General features: G+C 44.6%; 25 protein-coding genes and 1 other RNA gene. All 26 read left to right on the top strand.

Features of this window, described 5'->3' with window-relative positions; genetic code table 11:
* The first annotated feature begins 81 nt into the window (after positions 1 to 81).
* Positions 82 to 2,349 carry a ribonuclease R gene (gene rnr / locus DNHGIG_RS04125; RefSeq protein ID WP_282198473.1) on the top strand — a complete coding sequence of 756 codons (2,268 nt, stop codon included), beginning with the start codon at positions 82 to 84 and terminating at the stop codon, positions 2,347 to 2,349.
* 205 nt (positions 2,350 to 2,554) lie between these two features.
* Positions 2,555 to 2,764 carry a hypothetical protein gene (locus tag DNHGIG_RS04120; protein WP_282198472.1) on the top strand — a complete coding sequence of 70 codons (210 nt, stop codon included), beginning with the start codon at positions 2,555 to 2,557 and terminating at the stop codon, positions 2,762 to 2,764.
* 96 nt (positions 2,765 to 2,860) lie between these two features.
* Complete coding sequence (gene smpB, locus DNHGIG_RS04115; RefSeq protein ID WP_282198471.1) at positions 2,861 to 3,331, top strand: SsrA-binding protein SmpB; 471 nt, start codon at positions 2,861 to 2,863, stop codon at positions 3,329 to 3,331.
* Between the two features lie 65 nt (positions 3,332 to 3,396).
* Positions 3,397 to 3,759: a transfer-messenger RNA gene (gene ssrA, locus DNHGIG_RS04110) on the top strand.
* Positions 3,714 to 3,950 (top strand): hypothetical protein, encoded by a 237-nt coding sequence (locus tag DNHGIG_RS04105; RefSeq protein WP_282198470.1) that lies wholly within the window; start codon positions 3,714 to 3,716, stop codon positions 3,948 to 3,950. Before ssrA ends, DNHGIG_RS04105 begins: the two co-directional genes overlap by 46 nt.
* Positions 3,951 to 4,320: 370 nt before the next feature.
* A complete protein-coding gene (locus DNHGIG_RS04100) occupies positions 4,321 to 5,394 on the top strand; it encodes a glucosaminidase domain-containing protein (RefSeq protein ID WP_282198469.1) in 1,074 nt (357 codons plus the stop codon).
* A gap of 14 nt (positions 5,395 to 5,408) precedes the next feature.
* Positions 5,409 to 6,938 (top strand): hypothetical protein, encoded by a 1,530-nt coding sequence (locus DNHGIG_RS04095; RefSeq protein ID WP_282198468.1) that lies wholly within the window; start codon positions 5,409 to 5,411, stop codon positions 6,936 to 6,938.
* A gap of 113 nt (positions 6,939 to 7,051) precedes the next feature.
* On the top strand, positions 7,052 to 7,699 hold the full coding sequence (locus DNHGIG_RS04090; RefSeq protein WP_282198467.1) for a hypothetical protein: 648 nt from the start codon (positions 7,052 to 7,054) through the stop codon (positions 7,697 to 7,699).
* Positions 7,700 to 7,768: 69 nt separating this feature from the next.
* Entirely contained in the window at positions 7,769 to 8,515 is a 747-nt protein-coding gene (locus DNHGIG_RS04085) for a LysM peptidoglycan-binding domain-containing protein (protein WP_282198466.1), read from the top strand.
* Positions 8,516 to 8,538: 23 nt separating this feature from the next.
* The gene (locus tag DNHGIG_RS04080) at positions 8,539 to 8,973 is read left to right on the top strand and encodes a hypothetical protein (protein ID WP_282198465.1); all 435 of its coding nucleotides are present in this window, start codon (positions 8,539 to 8,541) and stop codon (positions 8,971 to 8,973) included.
* Positions 8,970 to 9,836 (top strand): DUF2634 domain-containing protein, encoded by an 867-nt coding sequence (locus DNHGIG_RS04075; protein WP_282198464.1) that lies wholly within the window; start codon positions 8,970 to 8,972, stop codon positions 9,834 to 9,836. Before DNHGIG_RS04080 ends, DNHGIG_RS04075 begins: the two co-directional genes overlap by 4 nt.
* A gap of 2 nt (positions 9,837 to 9,838) precedes the next feature.
* Complete coding sequence (locus tag DNHGIG_RS04070) at positions 9,839 to 10,681, top strand: baseplate J/gp47 family protein (RefSeq protein ID WP_282198463.1); 843 nt, start codon at positions 9,839 to 9,841, stop codon at positions 10,679 to 10,681.
* A gap of 68 nt (positions 10,682 to 10,749) precedes the next feature.
* Entirely contained in the window at positions 10,750 to 11,022 is a 273-nt protein-coding gene (locus DNHGIG_RS04065) for a hypothetical protein (RefSeq protein WP_282198462.1), read from the top strand.
* A gap of 50 nt (positions 11,023 to 11,072) precedes the next feature.
* Positions 11,073 to 11,474, top strand: coding sequence for a phage tail fiber protein (locus tag DNHGIG_RS04060; protein WP_282198461.1), 402 nt, complete (start codon positions 11,073 to 11,075; stop codon positions 11,472 to 11,474).
* A gap of 15 nt (positions 11,475 to 11,489) precedes the next feature.
* Positions 11,490 to 13,031 carry a hypothetical protein gene (locus tag DNHGIG_RS04055; RefSeq protein WP_282198460.1) on the top strand — a complete coding sequence of 514 codons (1,542 nt, stop codon included), beginning with the start codon at positions 11,490 to 11,492 and terminating at the stop codon, positions 13,029 to 13,031.
* A 13-nt stretch (positions 13,032 to 13,044) separates the two neighbouring features.
* Positions 13,045 to 13,869: a fibronectin type III domain-containing protein gene (locus DNHGIG_RS04050; RefSeq protein ID WP_282198459.1), complete on the top strand. Its 825-nt coding sequence runs from the start codon at positions 13,045 to 13,047 to the stop codon at positions 13,867 to 13,869.
* A 13-nt stretch (positions 13,870 to 13,882) separates the two neighbouring features.
* The gene (locus tag DNHGIG_RS04045; RefSeq protein ID WP_282198458.1) at positions 13,883 to 14,350 is read left to right on the top strand and encodes a C40 family peptidase; all 468 of its coding nucleotides are present in this window, start codon (positions 13,883 to 13,885) and stop codon (positions 14,348 to 14,350) included.
* 58 nt (positions 14,351 to 14,408) lie between these two features.
* Entirely contained in the window at positions 14,409 to 14,744 is a 336-nt protein-coding gene (locus DNHGIG_RS04040; protein WP_282198457.1) for a hypothetical protein, read from the top strand.
* Between the two features lie 368 nt (positions 14,745 to 15,112).
* Positions 15,113 to 15,511 (top strand): hypothetical protein, encoded by a 399-nt coding sequence (locus DNHGIG_RS21150; protein WP_282201348.1) that lies wholly within the window; start codon positions 15,113 to 15,115, stop codon positions 15,509 to 15,511.
* 13 nt (positions 15,512 to 15,524) lie between these two features.
* Positions 15,525 to 16,370, top strand: coding sequence for an N-acetylmuramoyl-L-alanine amidase (locus DNHGIG_RS04030; RefSeq protein WP_282198456.1), 846 nt, complete (start codon positions 15,525 to 15,527; stop codon positions 16,368 to 16,370).
* A 3-nt stretch (positions 16,371 to 16,373) separates the two neighbouring features.
* A complete protein-coding gene (locus DNHGIG_RS04025; RefSeq protein ID WP_282198455.1) occupies positions 16,374 to 16,751 on the top strand; it encodes a phage holin family protein in 378 nt (125 codons plus the stop codon).
* A gap of 5 nt (positions 16,752 to 16,756) precedes the next feature.
* Positions 16,757 to 17,743, top strand: a complete 987-nt coding sequence (locus DNHGIG_RS04020; RefSeq protein WP_282198454.1) for a C1 family peptidase — start codon at positions 16,757 to 16,759, stop codon at positions 17,741 to 17,743.
* 124 nt (positions 17,744 to 17,867) lie between these two features.
* Complete coding sequence (locus DNHGIG_RS04015) at positions 17,868 to 17,999, top strand: hypothetical protein (protein WP_282198453.1); 132 nt, start codon at positions 17,868 to 17,870, stop codon at positions 17,997 to 17,999.
* 291 nt (positions 18,000 to 18,290) lie between these two features.
* Positions 18,291 to 18,983 carry a hypothetical protein gene (locus tag DNHGIG_RS04010; protein ID WP_282198452.1) on the top strand — a complete coding sequence of 231 codons (693 nt, stop codon included), beginning with the start codon at positions 18,291 to 18,293 and terminating at the stop codon, positions 18,981 to 18,983.
* A 5-nt stretch (positions 18,984 to 18,988) separates the two neighbouring features.
* Positions 18,989 to 19,540, top strand: a complete 552-nt coding sequence (locus tag DNHGIG_RS04005; protein WP_282198451.1) for a hypothetical protein — start codon at positions 18,989 to 18,991, stop codon at positions 19,538 to 19,540.
* Positions 19,530 to 19,853 (top strand): hypothetical protein, encoded by a 324-nt coding sequence (locus DNHGIG_RS04000; protein WP_282198450.1) that lies wholly within the window; start codon positions 19,530 to 19,532, stop codon positions 19,851 to 19,853. The genes DNHGIG_RS04005 and DNHGIG_RS04000 overlap by 11 nt, the downstream gene beginning before the upstream one ends.
* Positions 19,854 to 19,883 lie beyond the last annotated feature (30 nt).

Here is a 19,883-nt window from a genome sequence, read left to right as displayed (position 1 = left end):
TCGAATCACCAGTTTTAACCGGTGCCTTCAGATTCGTTATGAGATGTAGCGACACTTGCAAATGATAGGAGGGAACTTCTCATGTTTTCCCAAGAAGCGTTGCTTGAGTTTATGCGCGAGAAAGCGTATAAACCGATGAATATACACGAATTAATGGAAGCTTTTGAAGTGCGGGAACCGGACGATCAGGAGGCGTTTATTCTTCTCTTAAATCAGATGGAGGATCAAGGCTTCGTGGTACGTACCCGTACGCATCGGTATGGCGTTCCCGAGAAAATGAATCTTGTTGTGGGACGGTTGCAAGGAAAGGCGAAAGGCTTTGGTTTTGTTCTTCCCGAACGGGAAGAAGACAAAGAATTGGGAGATATCTACATCCATGCGGGCGACATGAACGGAGCGATGCATGGGGACCGGGTCATTTGCCGTATCCAGAAGAAAGTGAACGGCGCACGCCGGGAGGGGGCGATCATTCGCATACTGGAAAGGGCAACGAAGACGGTCGTCGGTACATATTCCGGTCATCAATATTACGGGTTTGTCACTCCGGATGACCGGCGCATCGGGTTTGATATATTCGTTTATGACAAAGACCGAAACGAAGCGGAAGACGGGCAAAAGGTGGTTGTCGAAATCATTCATTACCCTGAAGGGTGGCGTTCCCCGCAAGGTAAGATCGTTGAAATTTTAGGGCGCCCGGATGATCCAGGGGTCGATATTTTATCAGTCATCCGCAAGTACAGCTTGCCGGAAGAGTTTCCGGCAGACGTCATGGAAGAAGCGGAGCGTGTGCCCGATTCGATTTCGGAAGAAGAGATGAAAGGTCGAAGAGATCTTCGTAACATGACGATTGTTACGATCGATGGCGAAGATGCAAAAGATCTCGACGATGCCGTGTCTGTCGTACGACTGGAAAACGGGAATTACTTATTGGGCGTACATATCGCCGATGTTTCTTACTATGTCAAAGAAGGGACAGCGCTTGACCGAGAAGCGTTTAACAGAGGCACGTCCGTATATCTGGTGGATCGCGTGATTCCGATGTTGCCTCCTCGTTTGTCGAACGGGATCTGTTCTTTAAATCCCAAGGTGGACCGGTTAACGATGACGTGTGAAATGGAATGGTCCCCTCAAGGGGAATTAGTTCGTCATGATATCTATCCTTCCGTCATTCGTACCAAGGAGAGAATGACTTATACAAATGTCCGTAAAATCCTGGTAGATCAAGATCCAGAATTGATGGATCGGTACGCAGACCTGGTCGATGACTTTCGTCTGATGGAAGAACTCGCGATGAAATTGCGCAAAAGAAGGATGAAACGCGGCGCGATCGATTTCGAATTTGAGGAGGCCAAAATTATTGTCGATGAGAAGGGGCAACCTGTCGAAATCAAAAAGAGAGAACGGTCTATCGCTGAGCAGATCATCGAAGAATTCATGCTGGCCGCTAACGAAACGATTGCCGAACATTTTTATTGGATGAATGTTCCTTTCTTGTATCGCATTCACGAAGAACCGGACAGTGAACGAATGGAGGATTTCGCCGCGTTTATTTACAATTTTGGCTATACGTTAAAGGGAATAGGGAACCACGTACATCCACATACATTACAAAATTTATTGGAAAAGATTAAAGGGAAACCGGAAGAGCGGATCATTTCCACGATCATGTTGCGCTCGATGCGCCAGGCGAAATATGCGGCTGAACCGCTCGGGCACTTTGGTTTGGCGGCACAATATTACAGCCACTTCACATCACCGATCCGACGCTATCCCGATCTGCAAATTCACAGGATCATCCGTGAGATCCTTGTCGACGGCGGATTATCCCCGGAGCGGATGGAACGTTTGCGTGCCAACATGCCGGAAGTTGCACAACACACGTCGGAACGGGAACGGATTGCCGTCGAAGCGGAAAGGGAGACAGACCTACTGAAGAAAGTAGAATTTATGGAGCAACACGTCGGTGAAGAGTTTGAAGGGATCATATCAGGCGTTACTTCATTCGGTCTATTCGTTGAGTTGGATAATACGATCGAAGGCATGATCCACGTTTCCTACTTGGACGATGATTACTATCATTATAACGAAAAACACTATGCCTTGATCGGTGAAAGAACCGGGCGTACATTTCGCATTGGAGATATCGTGCGCGTCAAAGTGGAAGGCGTCAATAAAGAAGAACGCACGATCGACTTCCGTCTAATAGAAGGCGGGACACGGCTAGGCCGCAAAATCACTCGCGCGGATCGGAAAGACAACGGTAAGCGCGCACGTGAGGACAAACGAAAAAAAGCGGAACGTGGGCTTGTGAAAGTCGCCAAGAGAGCACAGAAAAAGAAAAAAAGATGAATCCCATGCCTGCTTTCCCGAGTGTTGAAAGCAGGCTTACATGGGCCTTCCTCTGCTCATGCCGTTCATCCGTGTACTGCCGCTTTTGATGCAAGGATCCATCCTATAATTTTCTTTGGGACATCGTTTCGACAATTTTTGCTATTTACTGAATTGGGGGTGTGTTGTTTAATACATATGTATGTAAAATACATATAAGCATGAAATGACTGGAGTTGCGATAAGAGAATTGGCCAATGAGGATCTCCTGTCTTATTTTATTGAAAAATTAAATCGCGCAGGGGTAGAGCATCAATTAATACTTAAACTCACTCGTCAGATGTGGTCTTCTTTTGAAGTGAACTCGATGGATGAAGCGGAAGCATTGGCAAAGAAGTACCTGGTTGTCACGACAAACATTCAACAAAATCCATAAGCTCCATCATGTAAAACACCTATTATTTACTATTGACATAGGAAGATAAGAATTGTTATATTTACAAGTACGAGCTTGGAATGGAGGTGGTCGTTCATGGCGGAAGTGAAAGAACCAAAAGTCCTGGCACAAAATCGTAAAGCCTCCCATGATTATTTCATTGAGGATACCATCGAGTGTGGTATTGTGTTAACAGGGACAGAGATCAAGTCGATACGTCAGGGACGAGCCAACCTCAAGGACAGCTTTGCGCGAGTGCAGCATGGCGAAGTTTTTCTTCATAATATGCACATTTCTCCTTATGAGCAGGGAAACCGGTTCAATGTGGATCCCACTCGTACCAGAAAGCTTCTCTTGCACCGTTCCCAGATCAACAAGTTGATCGGGCAGACAAGGGAGAAAGGATATTCGCTTGTACCGTTGAAGCTTTATGTGAAAAACGGTTTTTGCAAAGTGCTCATCGGCCTTGCGAAAGGAAAGAAGAAATACGATAAAAGGCAGGATATCGCGAAGAAAGATGCTGCTCGCGAAATCGCCCGTGCCTTCCGTGAAAAACAGAAATACTGAAATGAAGAAGTACCGTCGCACGAAGGCGGGACTTATGGTATACTGTATACATCACTATTTATCATGGGGGCGTTTTTGGATTCGACGGGGATCGTTCGAGCATCAGTAGCGGGTCGTCGGGGCTGCGAAGACGCTAAAATACGCAGGCGTAAATATAAACGCAAACAAACAACCTAAACTCGCTCTCGCTGCTTAATTGCAGTGGGCCGGTTTGCCGTCCATCGCCGATGTGGATTGCAAACTGTCATTATAGTCGGCTAGCGTAACTCTCTTCCGTCTGTAGAGATTACGCGAATCCAATCAGACTAGCCAAACGGCAGCCTGTCGCTCGGCGGCCGTGCGGCGAATTCCAGTAGAGACGACTGCACCCGGAGAAGCTGATGTGGCGAGATCTTCGGACAGGGGTTCGACTCCCCTCGCCTCCACCACTGATACCCCTAACCGTAATATCGAGTTTATACCTGTCATCTTGACCGGGTTGCGGTATTACGATAACTTGATCAATGAACTCTTGAAGGACCTGCTTACGCTTTTCGTCGTCATCGGAAAGAAGCAGGTCTTTTTTGTTGTCCATGACCTTCATGATCGTTTCCTCATCCAGTTCTTGTGTGGAGTTTAAAGCTTCGATGCGTTGTAATTCCATTTCCAACTTCATCAACGCTTATACAAAGGGTGGTAAGTTCAGATCAGAGGCACTCAACCAGTTAAGACAGCAAATGAATCAAACACCGCAGAATATCCCACAGAATGATACGGACAAATATAGAAATGAGCAATTGTCAAAACAGCATGCGGCAAACGAGGCTGGCATGGCAACCACACCAGAGAGAAGTTTTCTTGAGGGCTTGGGTGGAGGTATCCTCGGTTTCGCTGGATCTACTCTTATTGATGCTGGTATGGGTGCAACGATCCTCGGCAGTGGGAGAAAGGTGTTAAGTGCTGGTAAAAATGTCCTGACTGGTATAGTAAATCTCTTTAAGAAGCCGTGGATGTCACGTGTGATTGCTGGCGCAGAGGGTGTTGGAGCGGAAGTGCTTGGTGGTGCAGAAGAGGCGGCTGGTGCGGCGGCAGATGCGACGGGGGTAGGTCTTCCCCTGGGTGTTCTGTTACATGGGATAGGGATTGGAACCATGGCCTATGGTGCATATAAGCTGGGTCAGGCAATAAAAGGTGATTCATCATCCAGCTCATCCGATTCGTCACCCGATTTGTCTAGTTCATCTGACTCATCTAGTTCATCTTTTGGTTCCAGTAACAGTGGTTCGAGTACCTCAATCACTGGCGCACAACTTGCTCCCCTGGTTGTAAGCACGATTATCGCACTACAACCCTATATGAATCAAATTCGTTCTTATCTGGGGCAACCTGCTAGCACAAACAGTAGTACGGCATCTAGCACATCGAGCAGTAGTAGTAACGTAGATATGAAGAATGTGACAGTGGGGAAGAATTGGGAGCAAGGGCTTGTTAATCTCAGCACTGGCGGTCCAGCATATGCTAAGGCATTAGGTAGGGTCTCAGGAGGAGCCTCGGCATCATCAATGGGATTCACTGGAGCGCAAGATGACTTTGTTCAGAAGATGTACCCGTATGCTCAGCAAGTCTCACAGGCCACGGGACTACCGGTAGATATGGTTCTTGCTCAGTGTGGATTGGAGAGTGGCTGGGGAACATCTGAAGCGGCGAATGAGAATAATAACTTCGCGGGGATCAAACCGTGGGGGAACTACGGACCTGGGCCAGATTCAGAGTATGCAGGATATACATCCATCCAAGATTTCGCAAATGGATATATAAACTTCCTCACACAGAACTCGCGCTATAGGGGGCTTCTAAGTGCGGCAAGATCTGGGGCTTCTGAAGAGGAACTGGTTCAGATCCTCGGATCCACTGGATACGCAGAAGATCCAGGCTATGCAAGAAAGATCCTGGGCACAATCCCATACGTGCAACGAGCCATAAAAGTGTCTGGAAGTGTAACGGTAAATCTGAGACATCCTGATGGAACTGTTCAGAAGGTGAATGTGCCTATCAAGGCTTCATACACTGGGATGTTGCTATAGGGAGGTGAACGATTATGGAGAACGTACCGGATATTGGAGGTCCTGTAGATCCTTATAATCCAGATGATAATAGTACGGATGATACTCCTAACAGTGATACATCTGGTGGTTTACCTTCCAAGGAGAATCTTGAAAAGGTCATTCCTGTTACATTAGGGAAATCGCCAGGGACGTTGGGACGTTCTGGTTCACTGACCAATCAGAGCTGGGAAGAATACACCATTAAGCTCAAGGTCATCCTCTATCATAATGGTGAAAAACACGATCTAACACCATATGTGCTACAGATAAAAACGAGCATGCAGTTGGGGCAACCCTCTGGTAGGTTTGCTCTTTTATTGTCCTTTCAGATGAGATGGGATTTATATGTTCAACCACAAGACTATGTAGAAATTTACTTCGGAAGATATTCAGATCCACCACCCATCATTATGCGAGGGCTTGTCTCGAATGTACGTAGAACAAGAATTGTAGATCAATCTGGAAAAGTCCACAGGGCTATTACAATAAACGGACAAAACTTCGGGAAGATATGGGAAAATTATACGATTCAATATCTAGTTCAAGAACCAGGTCAAACATTAGCTGGAACTGATGTTGATCAAGCTGTTGGCAATCTGATGGCCGCAATGCTTACAGAAAACTATGGAATAGGAAACACAAAAGATCTAACTATATCTAATGCGGATTTAATTCAAGGTATCGTTGATAAAATGCTTAATCCTCAGCTTAAAGCATTGCAACAAGTTATTCCGCAAATTCCGTTACTACAAACAAGTATTAAAGTCTTGTCTGATTATCAAATTCCGAACATGCAAATCCAATCGCAACAAGGAAATGTCTGGTCCTTGCTGGAGCAATTCGGTAACAAACCCTGGTGTGAGTGGTTCATAGATGATTTCGATGATGGCCCAATTGTGATCTATCGGAATACGCCATTCAAGAAGAAGGGTGGCACATTGGCATTGAGTGAATCTCTGCCTGATTGGCGCTATTTCAAACACCTATACATTTCCGATGCAGATATCATCGAAGAGGATGTAGGCAAGACCGATTCAGAAGCTTTCTCCTACTTCTTTACGTATCCTACACAGCAGGCGAACATGCAGGATGATCCTAAAGCTAGGATTATTGGCTTCCAGCCATTGAGTATTGAGCAGGAATCTGACACAACCAATATTACGAACCCCCATGTCGATTTTAACAATCTGTACAGATATGGGTTCAAAGACATTCAGATAGCATCGAACTCGATTCCGATAGGTAGTGACACATCATACATTCAACAATCTCTGAAAATGAATCAATGGCTGGTCAACTGTTTCTCCTGGACCCAAGATATGCTTAATGGGACAATTCGTATGAAGGGCAACGAGAATATGCGGATTGGACGCTATTTCACCAATACAAGCACAAAAGAGGAATACTACATTGAATCGGTTGATCACGAAGTGACTATTTCTCAGATAGAATCACTAGGTAACGACGGTATGTATAGTTTCCAAACCACTGTAGGAGTAACGAGAGGAAGGCGAATAGTATGAGGTTAGGAGATTCGCCAGCACATATACATTCCTCCTTGCAGAGTGGTCAGAACCCACTGGCCGGACACGCATATGAGGGGAAAGTTATTGCAATTCATCCCGAAGACTCTAGTGTGGATGTAGCTCTGTTCGGTGGACAAATCCTCCGCAGGGTCCGGGTTCTGTTCAATTCAGCAAATACAGTGGCAGGATTTAGATATCTTGCTTCTGTTGCCAATAATGACGATGCGCAGAATACCCCTAACGGGATAGTGGATAAGGCTATCCCTACCAAGATAGCCGATACGTTTGCAACTATTATCTATGTACAGGGGCAGACACTCGTTCCAAGGGTTATCGGGTTTACCTTTCCCAATGATGCTCAAATGCACGTGAACGAATTGGGGCTGGCGATGTTTAGACATGAATCTGGGGTCTATTCACTAATTGACAAAAATGGTCACCATGAGATTCACTATCCGGATGGATCGTATATCATTTTTGGTCCCGATACAACACCAAAAACGCTAGCGACAGGGGATCAAGCGCAGGAATGGAATCCACCAAATACAACAACACCAATCAACCTGACGATTAACTTAGCGCAACAGGGTGTAACAATCAGTGTCCAAAACGGCAACGTGACAATCAACGGGGCAAAGCAAATCAATCTGAATGCTGCTAACGGAAGCAACAACGCTTCAATATCGATAAACGGAAACGGTAGTGTCACGGCGAGCAAAACGGTCAACGGAATCACTACATCGAACAATCTTGTTTAAACTCTCTCCGGGTCTAAAAAGCGGTAACAGCGCTTCAATGGAGGGGGTTTTTATTTTGGAGGTGAGATTATGCGTGGCGCAGCTCCACCGCGTAGCCAATATGACCGCAATCTTACTTTTCGTGTCGTGGGTGGAGGGCCAGTCGCTTCGCTCACAATGCCGATCAAACCTCAGGAATTTCAGTCGGACCATCCAGCGCGGGTCACAACCACTCAAACTCTTCAGGGGGTCTATCAAGATTTTGGAGGTCTCGGCGTTCGCACACTCACTTACCAAGGTCACACCGGTTGGCGCAGACGAGTACAGTATCAAACGATGGATGGCTTCGATGTTTTTATGAGCCTCTACAATAACATCTACGTTGAATATCATCGCAGGAAAGAGGCAAACACTTCGGATCCTTCAGCCGTGTATGCGTTGGTCATCGACGACCTCTACGATACCGTTTATCGGGTGAGCCTGGACGATTTTCAAGCATCCAAGAGCCGGTCGAATCCTTTGCTCTACTACTACACCTTGCGGATGACCGTCATTACAACCTCTGTGGACACAAGAGAAGCAGAGGATTTGCTAGGCCTGCCTTCCGTCCAGGTGAATGCGAGCCAAATCAGCAACAGAGTGAGCTACGTGCAAAACATCGTGAGTCAATATACCCAACCAAGCAATAGAAGCTATATGGTTCAATCGGGTGATAGTCTCTGGTCGATTGCGGTTCAATTCTACGGCGACGGGAATCAAATCCGTAAAATTGCACAAGCAAATTCGATTCAACCCCCGTACACGATCTATCCAGGACAGGTTCTCACGATACCGTGATACAAGGGAGGAGGCGCACATAAATGAGTCAGATTCCAAACTCACAGGTAGCCGAACAATATGTACTCAACGCCTATCCTTGTATCCAAGCGTGGATGAACTTCGTCAACCAGGTATCCCCGAATATCTTCAACTTCGATAGCACGTCCTGCTCACAGATCGCACTTATCAGCCAATCGGCCATGAAAACGATCGACTGGATTCTCATGAATGAACCGAAAGCAAAGGTGATACGAGTCTCGAGAATGCTGTGCGACCTATACGAAACCGCCTGGCATATGTGGGTATCCTTTTCGGCGCAAAGCAATAACGCATCGGGAACTCGATCCCTTGTGTTGACATCAACTGCTTTGCTTAGATTGGGCAACTTCGCGACTTGGGACAATGCTTTAAACAACAGTCCTGCTTTCTCGCCTCCTACGTTGTTCAACACGATTTTAGGAGGTGTCACCCTGTGAAATTATCAACCTACATCATCGGAAAAGGTGACACGATCGAACTCCTAGCGCAGCAACTACTTGGCGACATCAACCAAGTGGATACCCTCATCTCTTTGAATCACCTTCGTTATCCCTATATCTCGGATGATCCATACGATCAATACGCGAATCCGAAGGGAACTGTTTTTCTGGTGGGATCTTATACGAATCCACAGAGCATTACGATCAATAACATAAACAATGTCAACATCATGCCCAATGATACGATTTTTTTGTCTGAAGGATCGTCATACGGCGCAGGAGTAGTACAGAGTATTTCCGGTTCAACGATCACCTTTACGAGTCCAGTTCAGGGGACCTATGACAGTGGTGCAATCGTCACTGTCTTTGTGAATCAACAAAACATTACCACGCAAGTATTACAAACCGGGAACACACTGTTGTATCCATATACGCCGAATGCTACAGCGAACAATACTTCGACCAACTATTCATTGGTATTCGGTACCGATTGGAAATTGGATAACAACGGCTTTCTTGTTCGTGCAAACAATGACATTGCGACGGTTTCGGGACTTGACAATCTGGCTCAGGCGTTGAGGAATCGCCTTCAAACCGCATTAGGGACTTTGATGTTGCATCCGGATTACGGCAATGAGCTGTACAACATACTTGGCGAATCGAATAAGTTATATTTCACGGGTTTAGCGAAATATTACGTGCAACAATGCGCGATCCAAGATCCGAGGATTAGACAGGCTGAAGTGACAAATCTAACGATCCAAGAGGATTCCGTTTTTATCTCTTTATCCGTGATTCCAGCAGGATCGCAAGATCCGATCAACATGAATGTAACCTTGCCGATAGGGGGTGTTAGTTAGTCATGGCCTTTCAAGTCTTAACCGAAACACAAATCGTCGCCAATCTCATTGACACTTACACCTCTCTGATCACTACGTCTGATGATGTTAATACAGGGAGTGTCATCCGATCGGCATTTGAAGCGTTTGCTCAAGAACTAGCAAGGCTCTATCGAAACGCGCAAGAAAACGCAGCGGAAATTCAAAAAATGGCCGCCTACACGATGTTCAATTTTCCCCTTCTTCCGGCGCAAGAGGCTTACACAATGGTTACTTTTTCAACGCCTACGCCTCCTACATCACCGGTCACAATACCGGCAGGAACAACCGTGGCCGTTCCTGGTACGAACATTCAGTACCAAACGCCAGCCGCAACGACTTGGCCGGCAGGAGCCACTTCCTTTTCTGTTCGAGTTGTTTGTACACAAACGGGTACGATCGGGAATCAAAGGGCGAATACGGTCACGCAACTTGTTACACCAATCCCGGGATTGAACAACGTAACCGTAACCAATCCACGTGATATCCGAACGGGAACAAATCTCGAAACAGAAGATCAACGAGCGAACAGATTCCAACAATGGGTGAACTCGCTTCACCGTGGAGATGTTCGCTCGTTGATTTATGGAGCTAAAACGGCTCAGTTGGTCGATCAATACGGATACGTCACGGAACAAGTCATGAAAGCTCAATTGGTGGAGGGGAACGGAAGCAACACGCTCTATATCGACAACGGATATTACTCAACTTCTCAGCAATTGGTTCAACAATGCCAACAAGTGATCAACGGATACACGGACCAAAATGGAGTAGTTCATGTGAATCAGTTCCTATATCGGCTGTTTTTGTCGCAGATCAGAATCTAAATGGAGCATTCAACGGTAATACTACGATTCCATCAGTTACTTACGTCAAAAACGAGAATATCAACGGAATGTTTGCTGAAACAAAACAGATTCCATCTGTGTTTTTTGTAAAAAGCCAAACTTTGAACGGATCGTTCACCGAAAATACTTCGATCGCATCCGTTCAAAATGAATATCGAAATTTGAGCGGAAAAATGATCACGAACAATTCTCTGTTCGGCATCAAAAATGTTTCAACGAATCTCTCGGGTAAATATGAAACGACTGATAACGAAGGTGTTGTTTTTTATCACAAACTTGCCATTGGCTGGCTGAAAAGCGGTGTAAATTCCTCTGTTTAAACATGGAGTTTACGCCGTTTTTATTTGGGTTCAAAAGGAGGCCTGAAAGCATGCCTTATACCACGTACCTTGATAACACCTTTTTAAATCTCGTTTTTGGAGGAACTGGTTATACTCCCCCTGCAACCCTATATGTTGGTCTATCTACGACTACACCGACAACATCAGGTGGCAACATCACGGAACCCTCTGGGAATGGTTATGCGCGTGTAGCCGTAGCCAATAACCCTACAAACTGGCCGGCCGCTTCAAACGGTTCCAAAAGTAACGGGACGGCAATCACATTTCCTGCGGCTACGGGTCCATGGGGAACAGTGACGTATTTCTTTATTGCCGATGCTCCAACTGGTGGAAACGTTCTTGGCTATGGTGCGCTAACTGCTGCTCAAACCATAAACCAAGGTGACACGCTTTCGTTTGCGGCAGGTGCATTAACTGTGAGCATGAGCTAGTGGAGGTGAATCTGTGTGCCTTTCTACAAAGTAACAGATAATGTGGACACCATATACGCTGAAGACATAAATCAATTCTCGGATGCTTTGTCAGGAAATAACGACGTCGGACAAATAAAACTGTTCACTCCGATTTCACCACCAGGAGCGCCGACAGTTGCAGTCAATCCAACAGCAGGTAACTTAACAGGTAACTATAAATACGCGGTGGCGTTTGTGACGGGTTACTGGAAGGGGCCTGTAGGAACCGGTACGTTGCAGATTCAAGGAAATACTGGCGGTGGAACTCCTTCTGCTTCAGTTTCTCCTTCTTCTCAGCAAGTCAACATCACCAATATCCCAACGGGTCCAACTGGTACGGTAGCAAGGATTCTTTATCGTACAAAAGCAAACGGATCTACCTTCTATTTCCTTACTCAGATCAACGATAACACCACGACAGCTTATATAGATAATACTCCAGATGGTTCTCTCGGCGCGCAGATGCCTACAGTAAATACCACTGGTACATCTCTCAACGTTGGTGGCACTACAATCGATCCCTATGGCAACGTAACTATACCGAGCGGAAAAACTCTTACTGTTAATGGGAATTTTCTTGGTGCATATGCTTCTAATGCGGACGTTACAGGTTCAATTTCCGACTTAAATGGAAACGCATTTGCTGTTGCGATTGCCGCTCCATCTGGTACAACAGTTGATCCATTTGGTATTACAACGGGTGGTGGATCAAACGCTGTAAAAGCATTCTCTGTAAGTAGAACAAATGTTGTAGCATCGAAGAATAATATTCTCGAAGACGGTTCTGGTAATGCAACGTTTGCAGGAAATGTCAACATTGGAGGAACGACGAAGATAAGCAATACACTTGGTTCAGATTCTGCATATGTGCAATATAACTACAACGCCGCAATTCCTGCAAATACCAATTTTAAAAATACGGGGGGTGTACAGTGGCAAATTAATGGTTCAAATATGGTCACAAACGCCTTATATGCATCCACAGATGGTAGCGGAAATATTATAAATCCGATACTGGAATGGTGGGGCTATCCATTAGGTGGCGGCGTTTTCCTGATGAATCTAAAGACAGGTGCATTAAGCGGATTCCGTAACACTTTCGACGATGGCTCTGGAAATGCGACATTTGCAGGAAATTTAACAGTGAACGGATCATTAACAGTGAATGGAGGTGGTGTGATGAAGCCGAGAACGTTCAGGGTTGTAAACTTCTCTACTAACCAAACAACTCCTCAAACTGTTTTAAATATCACAGGGAAAGGTGAAATAACTGGTGTTTGGATAACCCCAACAAATAACCAGAGTGCAAGCATCTCAATAACAATAGACGGAACAACAGTGCTTTCTAATAGCAACATGACCTATACTTCATCGTGGTGTTTATCGCCAGACGGTAGGATTGCTCAAATATCTACTGGCGGAGTAAGTACAGCATATGCCGGAGCGCAATTCAATCAATCCGTTGTCATTACAGCCAATACAAACGGATCTGGCGGTAACGTTAATGTCATTGTTGGTTACGCAATCGAACAGTAAGGGGTGAATGAGTGTGTATAAGATCGTACCAGCTATTAATGGTGAACTTGATATCGACTATAAAGATCTGATACACGCGATTGACAACGGCGATGGGACATATATTGTTCATCTGGAAGATACAGCAGTTCCGCGTCCTTCTTGGAAAGATGTAACACAAGATCAATGGGATCAAGCTACAAAAGGAATTTCAGATCCTCTCACTCTCGCTATAAAGCAAAAGCAAGCGGAATTGCAATTTGACAGCGATCAAGCATGTGCCACATTTGTTTCATCTGCTATAGGTAGTCCTCACACATATCTAGCAGATGAAAAAAGCTTGGCATATTTACAAGGTGAGTATACTTTTGTTACTGGTCCTCATTATGATGGAAGTCCGGTGAACTATTACACAGTAGAGAGCGGTTTTGTAAATCATACCGCCAATCAAATTGTTCAAGTGTTCCTAGATGGCCGTGCTTGGATCAATCAGCAAAAAGGCATTAAGTTAGCAACGAAATTGAAACAGCTTAATGCTTGCACAACCGTCGATCAAGTAAATTCTATCGTATGGAATGACACAACGCCGCCGAATGCTCCGACAGGTTTACAGGGAACCGCAGGAACAGGCCAAGTCACGCTCACATGGACAGAAAACAGTGAAATCGACGTTCAAATCGGCGGGGGATATAACATATATGAGGGGTCAACAAAGGTGAACGCATCGCCGGTTACGGGAACATCATATACCGTTACCGGACTCACAAGCGGTACAAGCTATACGTTCACCATTACGGCCGTAGATTCGGACGGCAACGAATCAGCACATAGCGCATCGGTCACGGTAACAGCGAATTAAGTAGGTGATAAAGGTGGATTTAATAGCAGGAGACATTGTCTTTGTACGCGGGCATGATCCAGTCTCGCGAATTATTGAAGATGTAACTCACGGTCCATATTCCCACGTAGCTATCTACGTTTGGGGTGACAGAGTCATAGAGGCGCAGGGATTTCGCACGGTCGGATTCCAGCGCCTTTCTCATTATGAAGGGAGGTATGATGCTTATCGCGTGAACATGACTGATGAGCAAGTGAACAATGGTCTACGTTGGCTCCTGAAGCAACAGGGAAGACGGTACGACTATTGGGATCTTGTTGTTTTATTCCTCAAGTGCGCTTTTAACCTGAAGATCCCGTGGCGAGAAGGAAAGCGAATCATATGCTCCCGACTCGGCCGGGATTTTCTCTTTCATTGCGGGATGGACATACCGGATGAGAATATGACTCCGGAAGATCTATTCGAGTGGGTCCAGCGACACGGAAGTAAAGTGTCCGAATAAGGAGTCTGTTTTAGTGGCGAAAGGTGGGATGTTTAAAGTGCCGGAGGAGATTGTAAACATGGATCAACGAGTCTTACGACTTGAGGATCGAGTAGAAAGCATGGAACGAAATTTTGAAAAGATGGATGCCAATTTACAAGCTCTTCGCGAGCAAATAAACCAACACCGAGAAGGGCAAGTCCGTACACAAACACTGGTAGAAGTGGTAGGTAAAGATGTTTCGGAATTGAAAGTCCAGATTGCGAAAAACACGGAAGCTCAACAAACCATTTTACAGGCGTTAAATGAACATAAACAAAGCAGCACAGGCAAATGGGAACGATTTTGGAACAAAGCCTTTTGGGGACTTGCCGGAGCATTAGTATCTTACCTGATCTATCGAACTTCTCATTAGGAGGTGCGTGAATGCGAAAATTCAATGAATGGTTAGCGGTACGTGCCACATTAGCTTTCGGCAACATGTGGACTACGTACCTTTTCTTTTTGTACGGGTTTCTTCCAATTCTGTTTCCTGCTGCAATGGATAAGCTGTTGTACTGGTCAAATACCGTACAACTTTGGAGTCTTCCGCTTTTGATGGTGGGGCAGCACATTCTCGGCCGCGCTGCAGAGAAACGAGCACAGGAAGACCATGAGGCAATTATGGCTGAACTGGCAGAAATCCGAGAGATGCATGAAGAACTTCATCAACTCGTTAAGGAGGTCAATCCATTGAAAAAAGTAGTTGAACACCACGAACACCATCCACATTTCGGCCACACGATGGCAAACAAACACATGGAGCATCACAATCATCCTTTGTCTCTTCGTGGACCGGTTGTACACGTGAAGGGCACCATCAAGAAAGTGGAAGACGATGCGATTCACCACGGCGTTGGTCATTTGCACTTTCTTATCAGCATTGACGAAATCCTGAGCATCGAAGGGGCAAGTGCTGATGTGGTGAAAGGTGAAACGTTCTGCGCGGTACGCTACGGAGACAATATGGGGCTCTCTGAGCGTATTAAAGGGCTCAAAGAAGGAAAACCCATCGAGATGCAAGGGGAATACATCGACAAAAACCATGCCTATCATTCCATTGGGAATCCAGGCGATCCGGTTCTGCACTTCACCCACCATCCGGTGGGCTTTGTTATTTACGAAGGCAAGCGATACGAATGAAAGGGGGATGCACATGGGTTATACAATCACCCAACAGTTCATTCATCACAACCGTTCGTATGAACCACTCATTCCCGTAGGCTTGATATTGCACGACACTGAGACGTTAAACGCAACCGCGCAAAATGAGCAAGCCTATTTCGACAGCGCGGAGCGGGACGCATCTGCTCATTTCTTCGTGGATTGGACGCAGATTATACAAACGATTCCCGAAAATGAAGTCGCTTGGCACGCATTCAACTACGCCAACCATCATTTCCTATCGATCGAGCTTTGCACGACCAATGATCCCAATCGGTTTCAAGAGGCTTATAAGCGGTACATTTGGCTGGCGGCATACTTGTGCAACAAATACCACTGGAACCCTGACGAAGACGTGCATTCTCATAAGTGGGTTTCTGAGCATTATCAAGGGGATCACGTAGACCCAATCCCCTGGCTCGCCAAATGGGAAATCTCATTGGACAAAGTGATCGCTGATATAAAGGAGGAACTGAAGAAAATGCAAATACCGACGAAAGATGTAGACCTTTGGCGTTATGTAGGGGTAGAGGCCCTCAATGTACGTTCGGGCCCCGACACATCCTATCCTGTTCGCTACGTGCTCAAGTACGGACAGAAAATCCATCTTTCTAAATTGCAAGATGGAGGTTCGTGGGGATTCACAACCTACGGGGATCTTGGCGGTTGGCTCGATTGCCGATACCTTCGTGTTGAAGATCCTAACGCACCGGCACCGGCGCCAGCTCCCACTCCAGCTCCGCAGCCACAAAAGCCGACCAAAGATGAACTAGTCGCTCAAGCAGAAAAGCAAATTCAAGATCTCCAAAAAACTCTTGAACAACTGAAAGGGGTATAAAACATGACGATCAATTACGAAAACATCATGATGGCTTTGAACGTTGCAATGGTAGGCGCTGTTTTCGTCGGAACCTTGAGAAAGAACATTGAGCAACAGAAAGCATCGAACGAAAAGCCACTAAACATTGTCGAAGAGGCGAAAAACGCTGCCGAGACGGCAGTACGATACGCGGAACAACTGTACAAAGTCGATTCCACCATAGACCGTAAAGCAATCGCAACTCAATACGCTGTGAATATCATCAAGGCCCTTGGGTTTGAAATTACGCCAAGGGTAGCGGAGATTATCAATGGGGCAATTGAGGCGGCTGTTTTGTTGCTTCCACCAACGAAAAAACCTGAAAACACGCAAAACAATACTGTGAAAGCTGAGGGGTGATAAATATGGATTATAAGTTATCAAATGTGCGTCCATCGAAACCAGATTATCGAGATTATTCGTATGGACGAATGTTTAATGTAAAAGCTGCCGTGGACACGTTGCCGAAGTCAGCGATGTTGCCGACCGTCCCAACACAATTCTTTGAAGATCAAGGACGTTTTGGAACGTGTGTCGGTAATGCAACCGCCTATGATATGGACTTCCGTGCGAATTTCCAGCAAACATTTAGCCGATTGTTTATTTATGTGATGTGCAAGCAATTGGACGGAAACACCGATGAGGGAACTGACCCACGAACAGCTATGCAAGTGTTACAAAAATACGGGGCTTGCTTAGAATCTACGATGCCATACAGCCTGCTAACGGATATTCATAATCTTCCGAAACCCACGCAGGCAATGCTTGATGAAGCCGCAAAGTACAAGATCGGATCATACGCCCGCATTCAGACGTTAGACGAGATCAAACACGCAATTGCCAATGGTTACCCTGTTAATTTCGCTTCGTGGGTATGCTCTAACTTCATACATCCTGAACAAAACAAATTCATCCCTAAACCAGAGGGAACAATTTTAGGAGGACATGATTACAACATCGTCGGGTACGACGATAATTTGGAGTATACCTACTCGAATGGCGAGCACTATAAGGGGTTTGTTCGCATTCTCAACCAATGGGGAACATCATGGGCTGATGGCGGATACGCATGGATTCCATATGATGTGATTACAGGTTATGTTGCTCAAGATTTAAAAGCACCGTTTATGATGGAGGCATGGGTAATTACAGATTATGCACTACAGCCTACTCCTCAGCCACAACCACGACCACAGCCAACACCGCAACCACAACCGAAACCTCAGCCGCAACCCGCGCCTCAAAAGTTATACCGCGTGCAAGTTGGTGCATTCAAAGATCCAAAAAATGCACAGGCGCTTCTAGATGAACTAAAGGCGAAAGGGTTTAACGGGTATATCAAATACGAATAAGTACGAATGAAGAACCCCGGCTTAGTGCCGGGCTCTTTTTTTATTACCTACACGACTCGTGTCCGGACTCAAAGCGCAAGGGCTGTTCACCCCGGAAGTCGCGGCCAGCGTGAAACAGGCTGCTGTGCAGGATGTACTAGCCAACCTGGGGCCGCTAAAAGAGAAGGCGGTAGGTCTTATCGGGCCGCTTGAGAGAATTGTGGAGCAGGCGATTGAGAAGCAGGTGGTGTTGGCAAAAACAAAGCCCCCGGCGTGATGCCGGGGTAATAGTAAATACAACTAGGTGTTTAATTAAATAGTTTTTAATAATAGATCATATGTAATTATGATGGGGTTTTACTAAATTGGACTATGGATAGAAGATAATTATATAAATAAGTTCACTACTTATTATTAATGTTATTTATGGTGTTTCTTGATGATATATACGTTTTGTAATACCTCCATAAAATCTATAGCAGGAAAATAGCTTTTAACCGCGAATGCTATGTAAATAAAGGATAATTTTACGTAAAAGAGGAAGGGAATTTTTCAGATGAGTCTTTTAATGGAAGCTGATCTTAAAGACATTGGTTTTAAATTAGAAAAAGCACTTCTTGAAGTGCGTTTTAATCAAACATTTCTTTTTGATGAACTTCAAAAAATAAATTACATAGCAAAAAAATTGAGGAAAGAGTTTCCTCATAGCCAAAGGGATCCACAGAATGGTGCATTAATTTTAGTGAATCCAACAGAGAAAACTATCGTTGCAACTTTACCTGATAGAGTATCGGTAGACAGTAATAATCCCGTACCTTTCTCAAGTTTTAAAAATTTAGTAATTAGGAGTATCGATGTAACAACATCTATCTTAGAAGTTGAAGAGTTTAATCGAGTAGGTTTACGTTTGTTTTTTGGTCAATCTATGGATTCTCCTGAGAAATCTAACGAAATAATAAAGGATAAGTTCCTTAAAATAACTGAATCGGAAATGAATTCTAATATCTTTAATCCACAAGTTATTTTCTCAACATTTGAGGGGCAGTACGGAGTAAATATTTGTATTCGATCCGAAACAAACGTGTCAGTCCAGTTCTCTGATTCAACTCAAATGCAGAATATTAGTCATAATTTGGTATTCGATATTGATGTATTTCAACAAAACACGATGAAATTAGATAATTTGAATAGTTTTATTAAATATTCAAGCGAACTTGCAATGAAAAAATTACGTTCCTTGGTAGAAATAGCTAGGAGGTGAGTGCATTGCAATCTTATAGTATATTAAATAGCTTAGAATTTGGAGAGAAGACAGAATCCATTGAGAAAGACGAAAATAGTTTTTTAACCGGTGAGAAGGTAATACCTTATAGTAAGTTGTATGAAAAATTTCAGGAAAGGGGTCAATTTAATGATAGAAGTGGACAATGGCTCCTGGATAAAGGCTCAAATGATACACTTGACGAATTGTCAAATTCAAAGCAGATAACCGATGTACTTGAAGGAATTGTGAAAAATAAAGCTATATCAGAGGCCTCTGTAAACTTAACATACGGTGATACATATATTAGCTTTAGAATAGTAAATAACAGTCCGGCGGGAGGTGTGGATAGTACATTGCAAAGAAATTTTGATCTATACAAGTATTACTCGTTAATATGGATTATTTGTTCAATGCTTATAGGTATTTTTATTACTTCAGGATTATCAGGTTCGTTAGGTCCCCTGACTTCTATTGTAGGAGTAATCATGTCACTCGGAGGAATTATCGGAGCATATTTAGATTGGAAGGACAGGGTAGAGACGGATGGGAAATAATCAAAATGTCTCGCCTGCAAATCTAGCTTCTAAAAATGCAAATGATCCAATGGGGACTTTAGGAAAAGAAGCATTTAAGCGCGCACAATTAACTAAAGGAATGTGGTTTATCGTTATATTGGTTATAACTTTTTTGCTATTCATACTTGCCTATTCTAAAATTCCAGTCTTAAACAACCAAATTACTTTAACCAGTAGTGATATTAGGACAGCATTTTGGTTAATTGTTGTACTGGCTATATTATTGATGATAGCCTTCTCAATTCCCGATATAAGAGCCCGTTGGAAGATGCCAAAAGATAAATCTGTTTAAAAAATTGATTAAAATAGTAAATTTTATTTC

It is taken from the genome of Collibacillus ludicampi (assembly GCF_023705585.1).
In the GTDB taxonomy this organism is placed as follows: domain Bacteria; phylum Bacillota; class Bacilli; order Tumebacillales; family BOQE01; genus Collibacillus; species Collibacillus ludicampi.
This window is presented reverse-complemented; position numbering and strand designations above follow the sequence as displayed.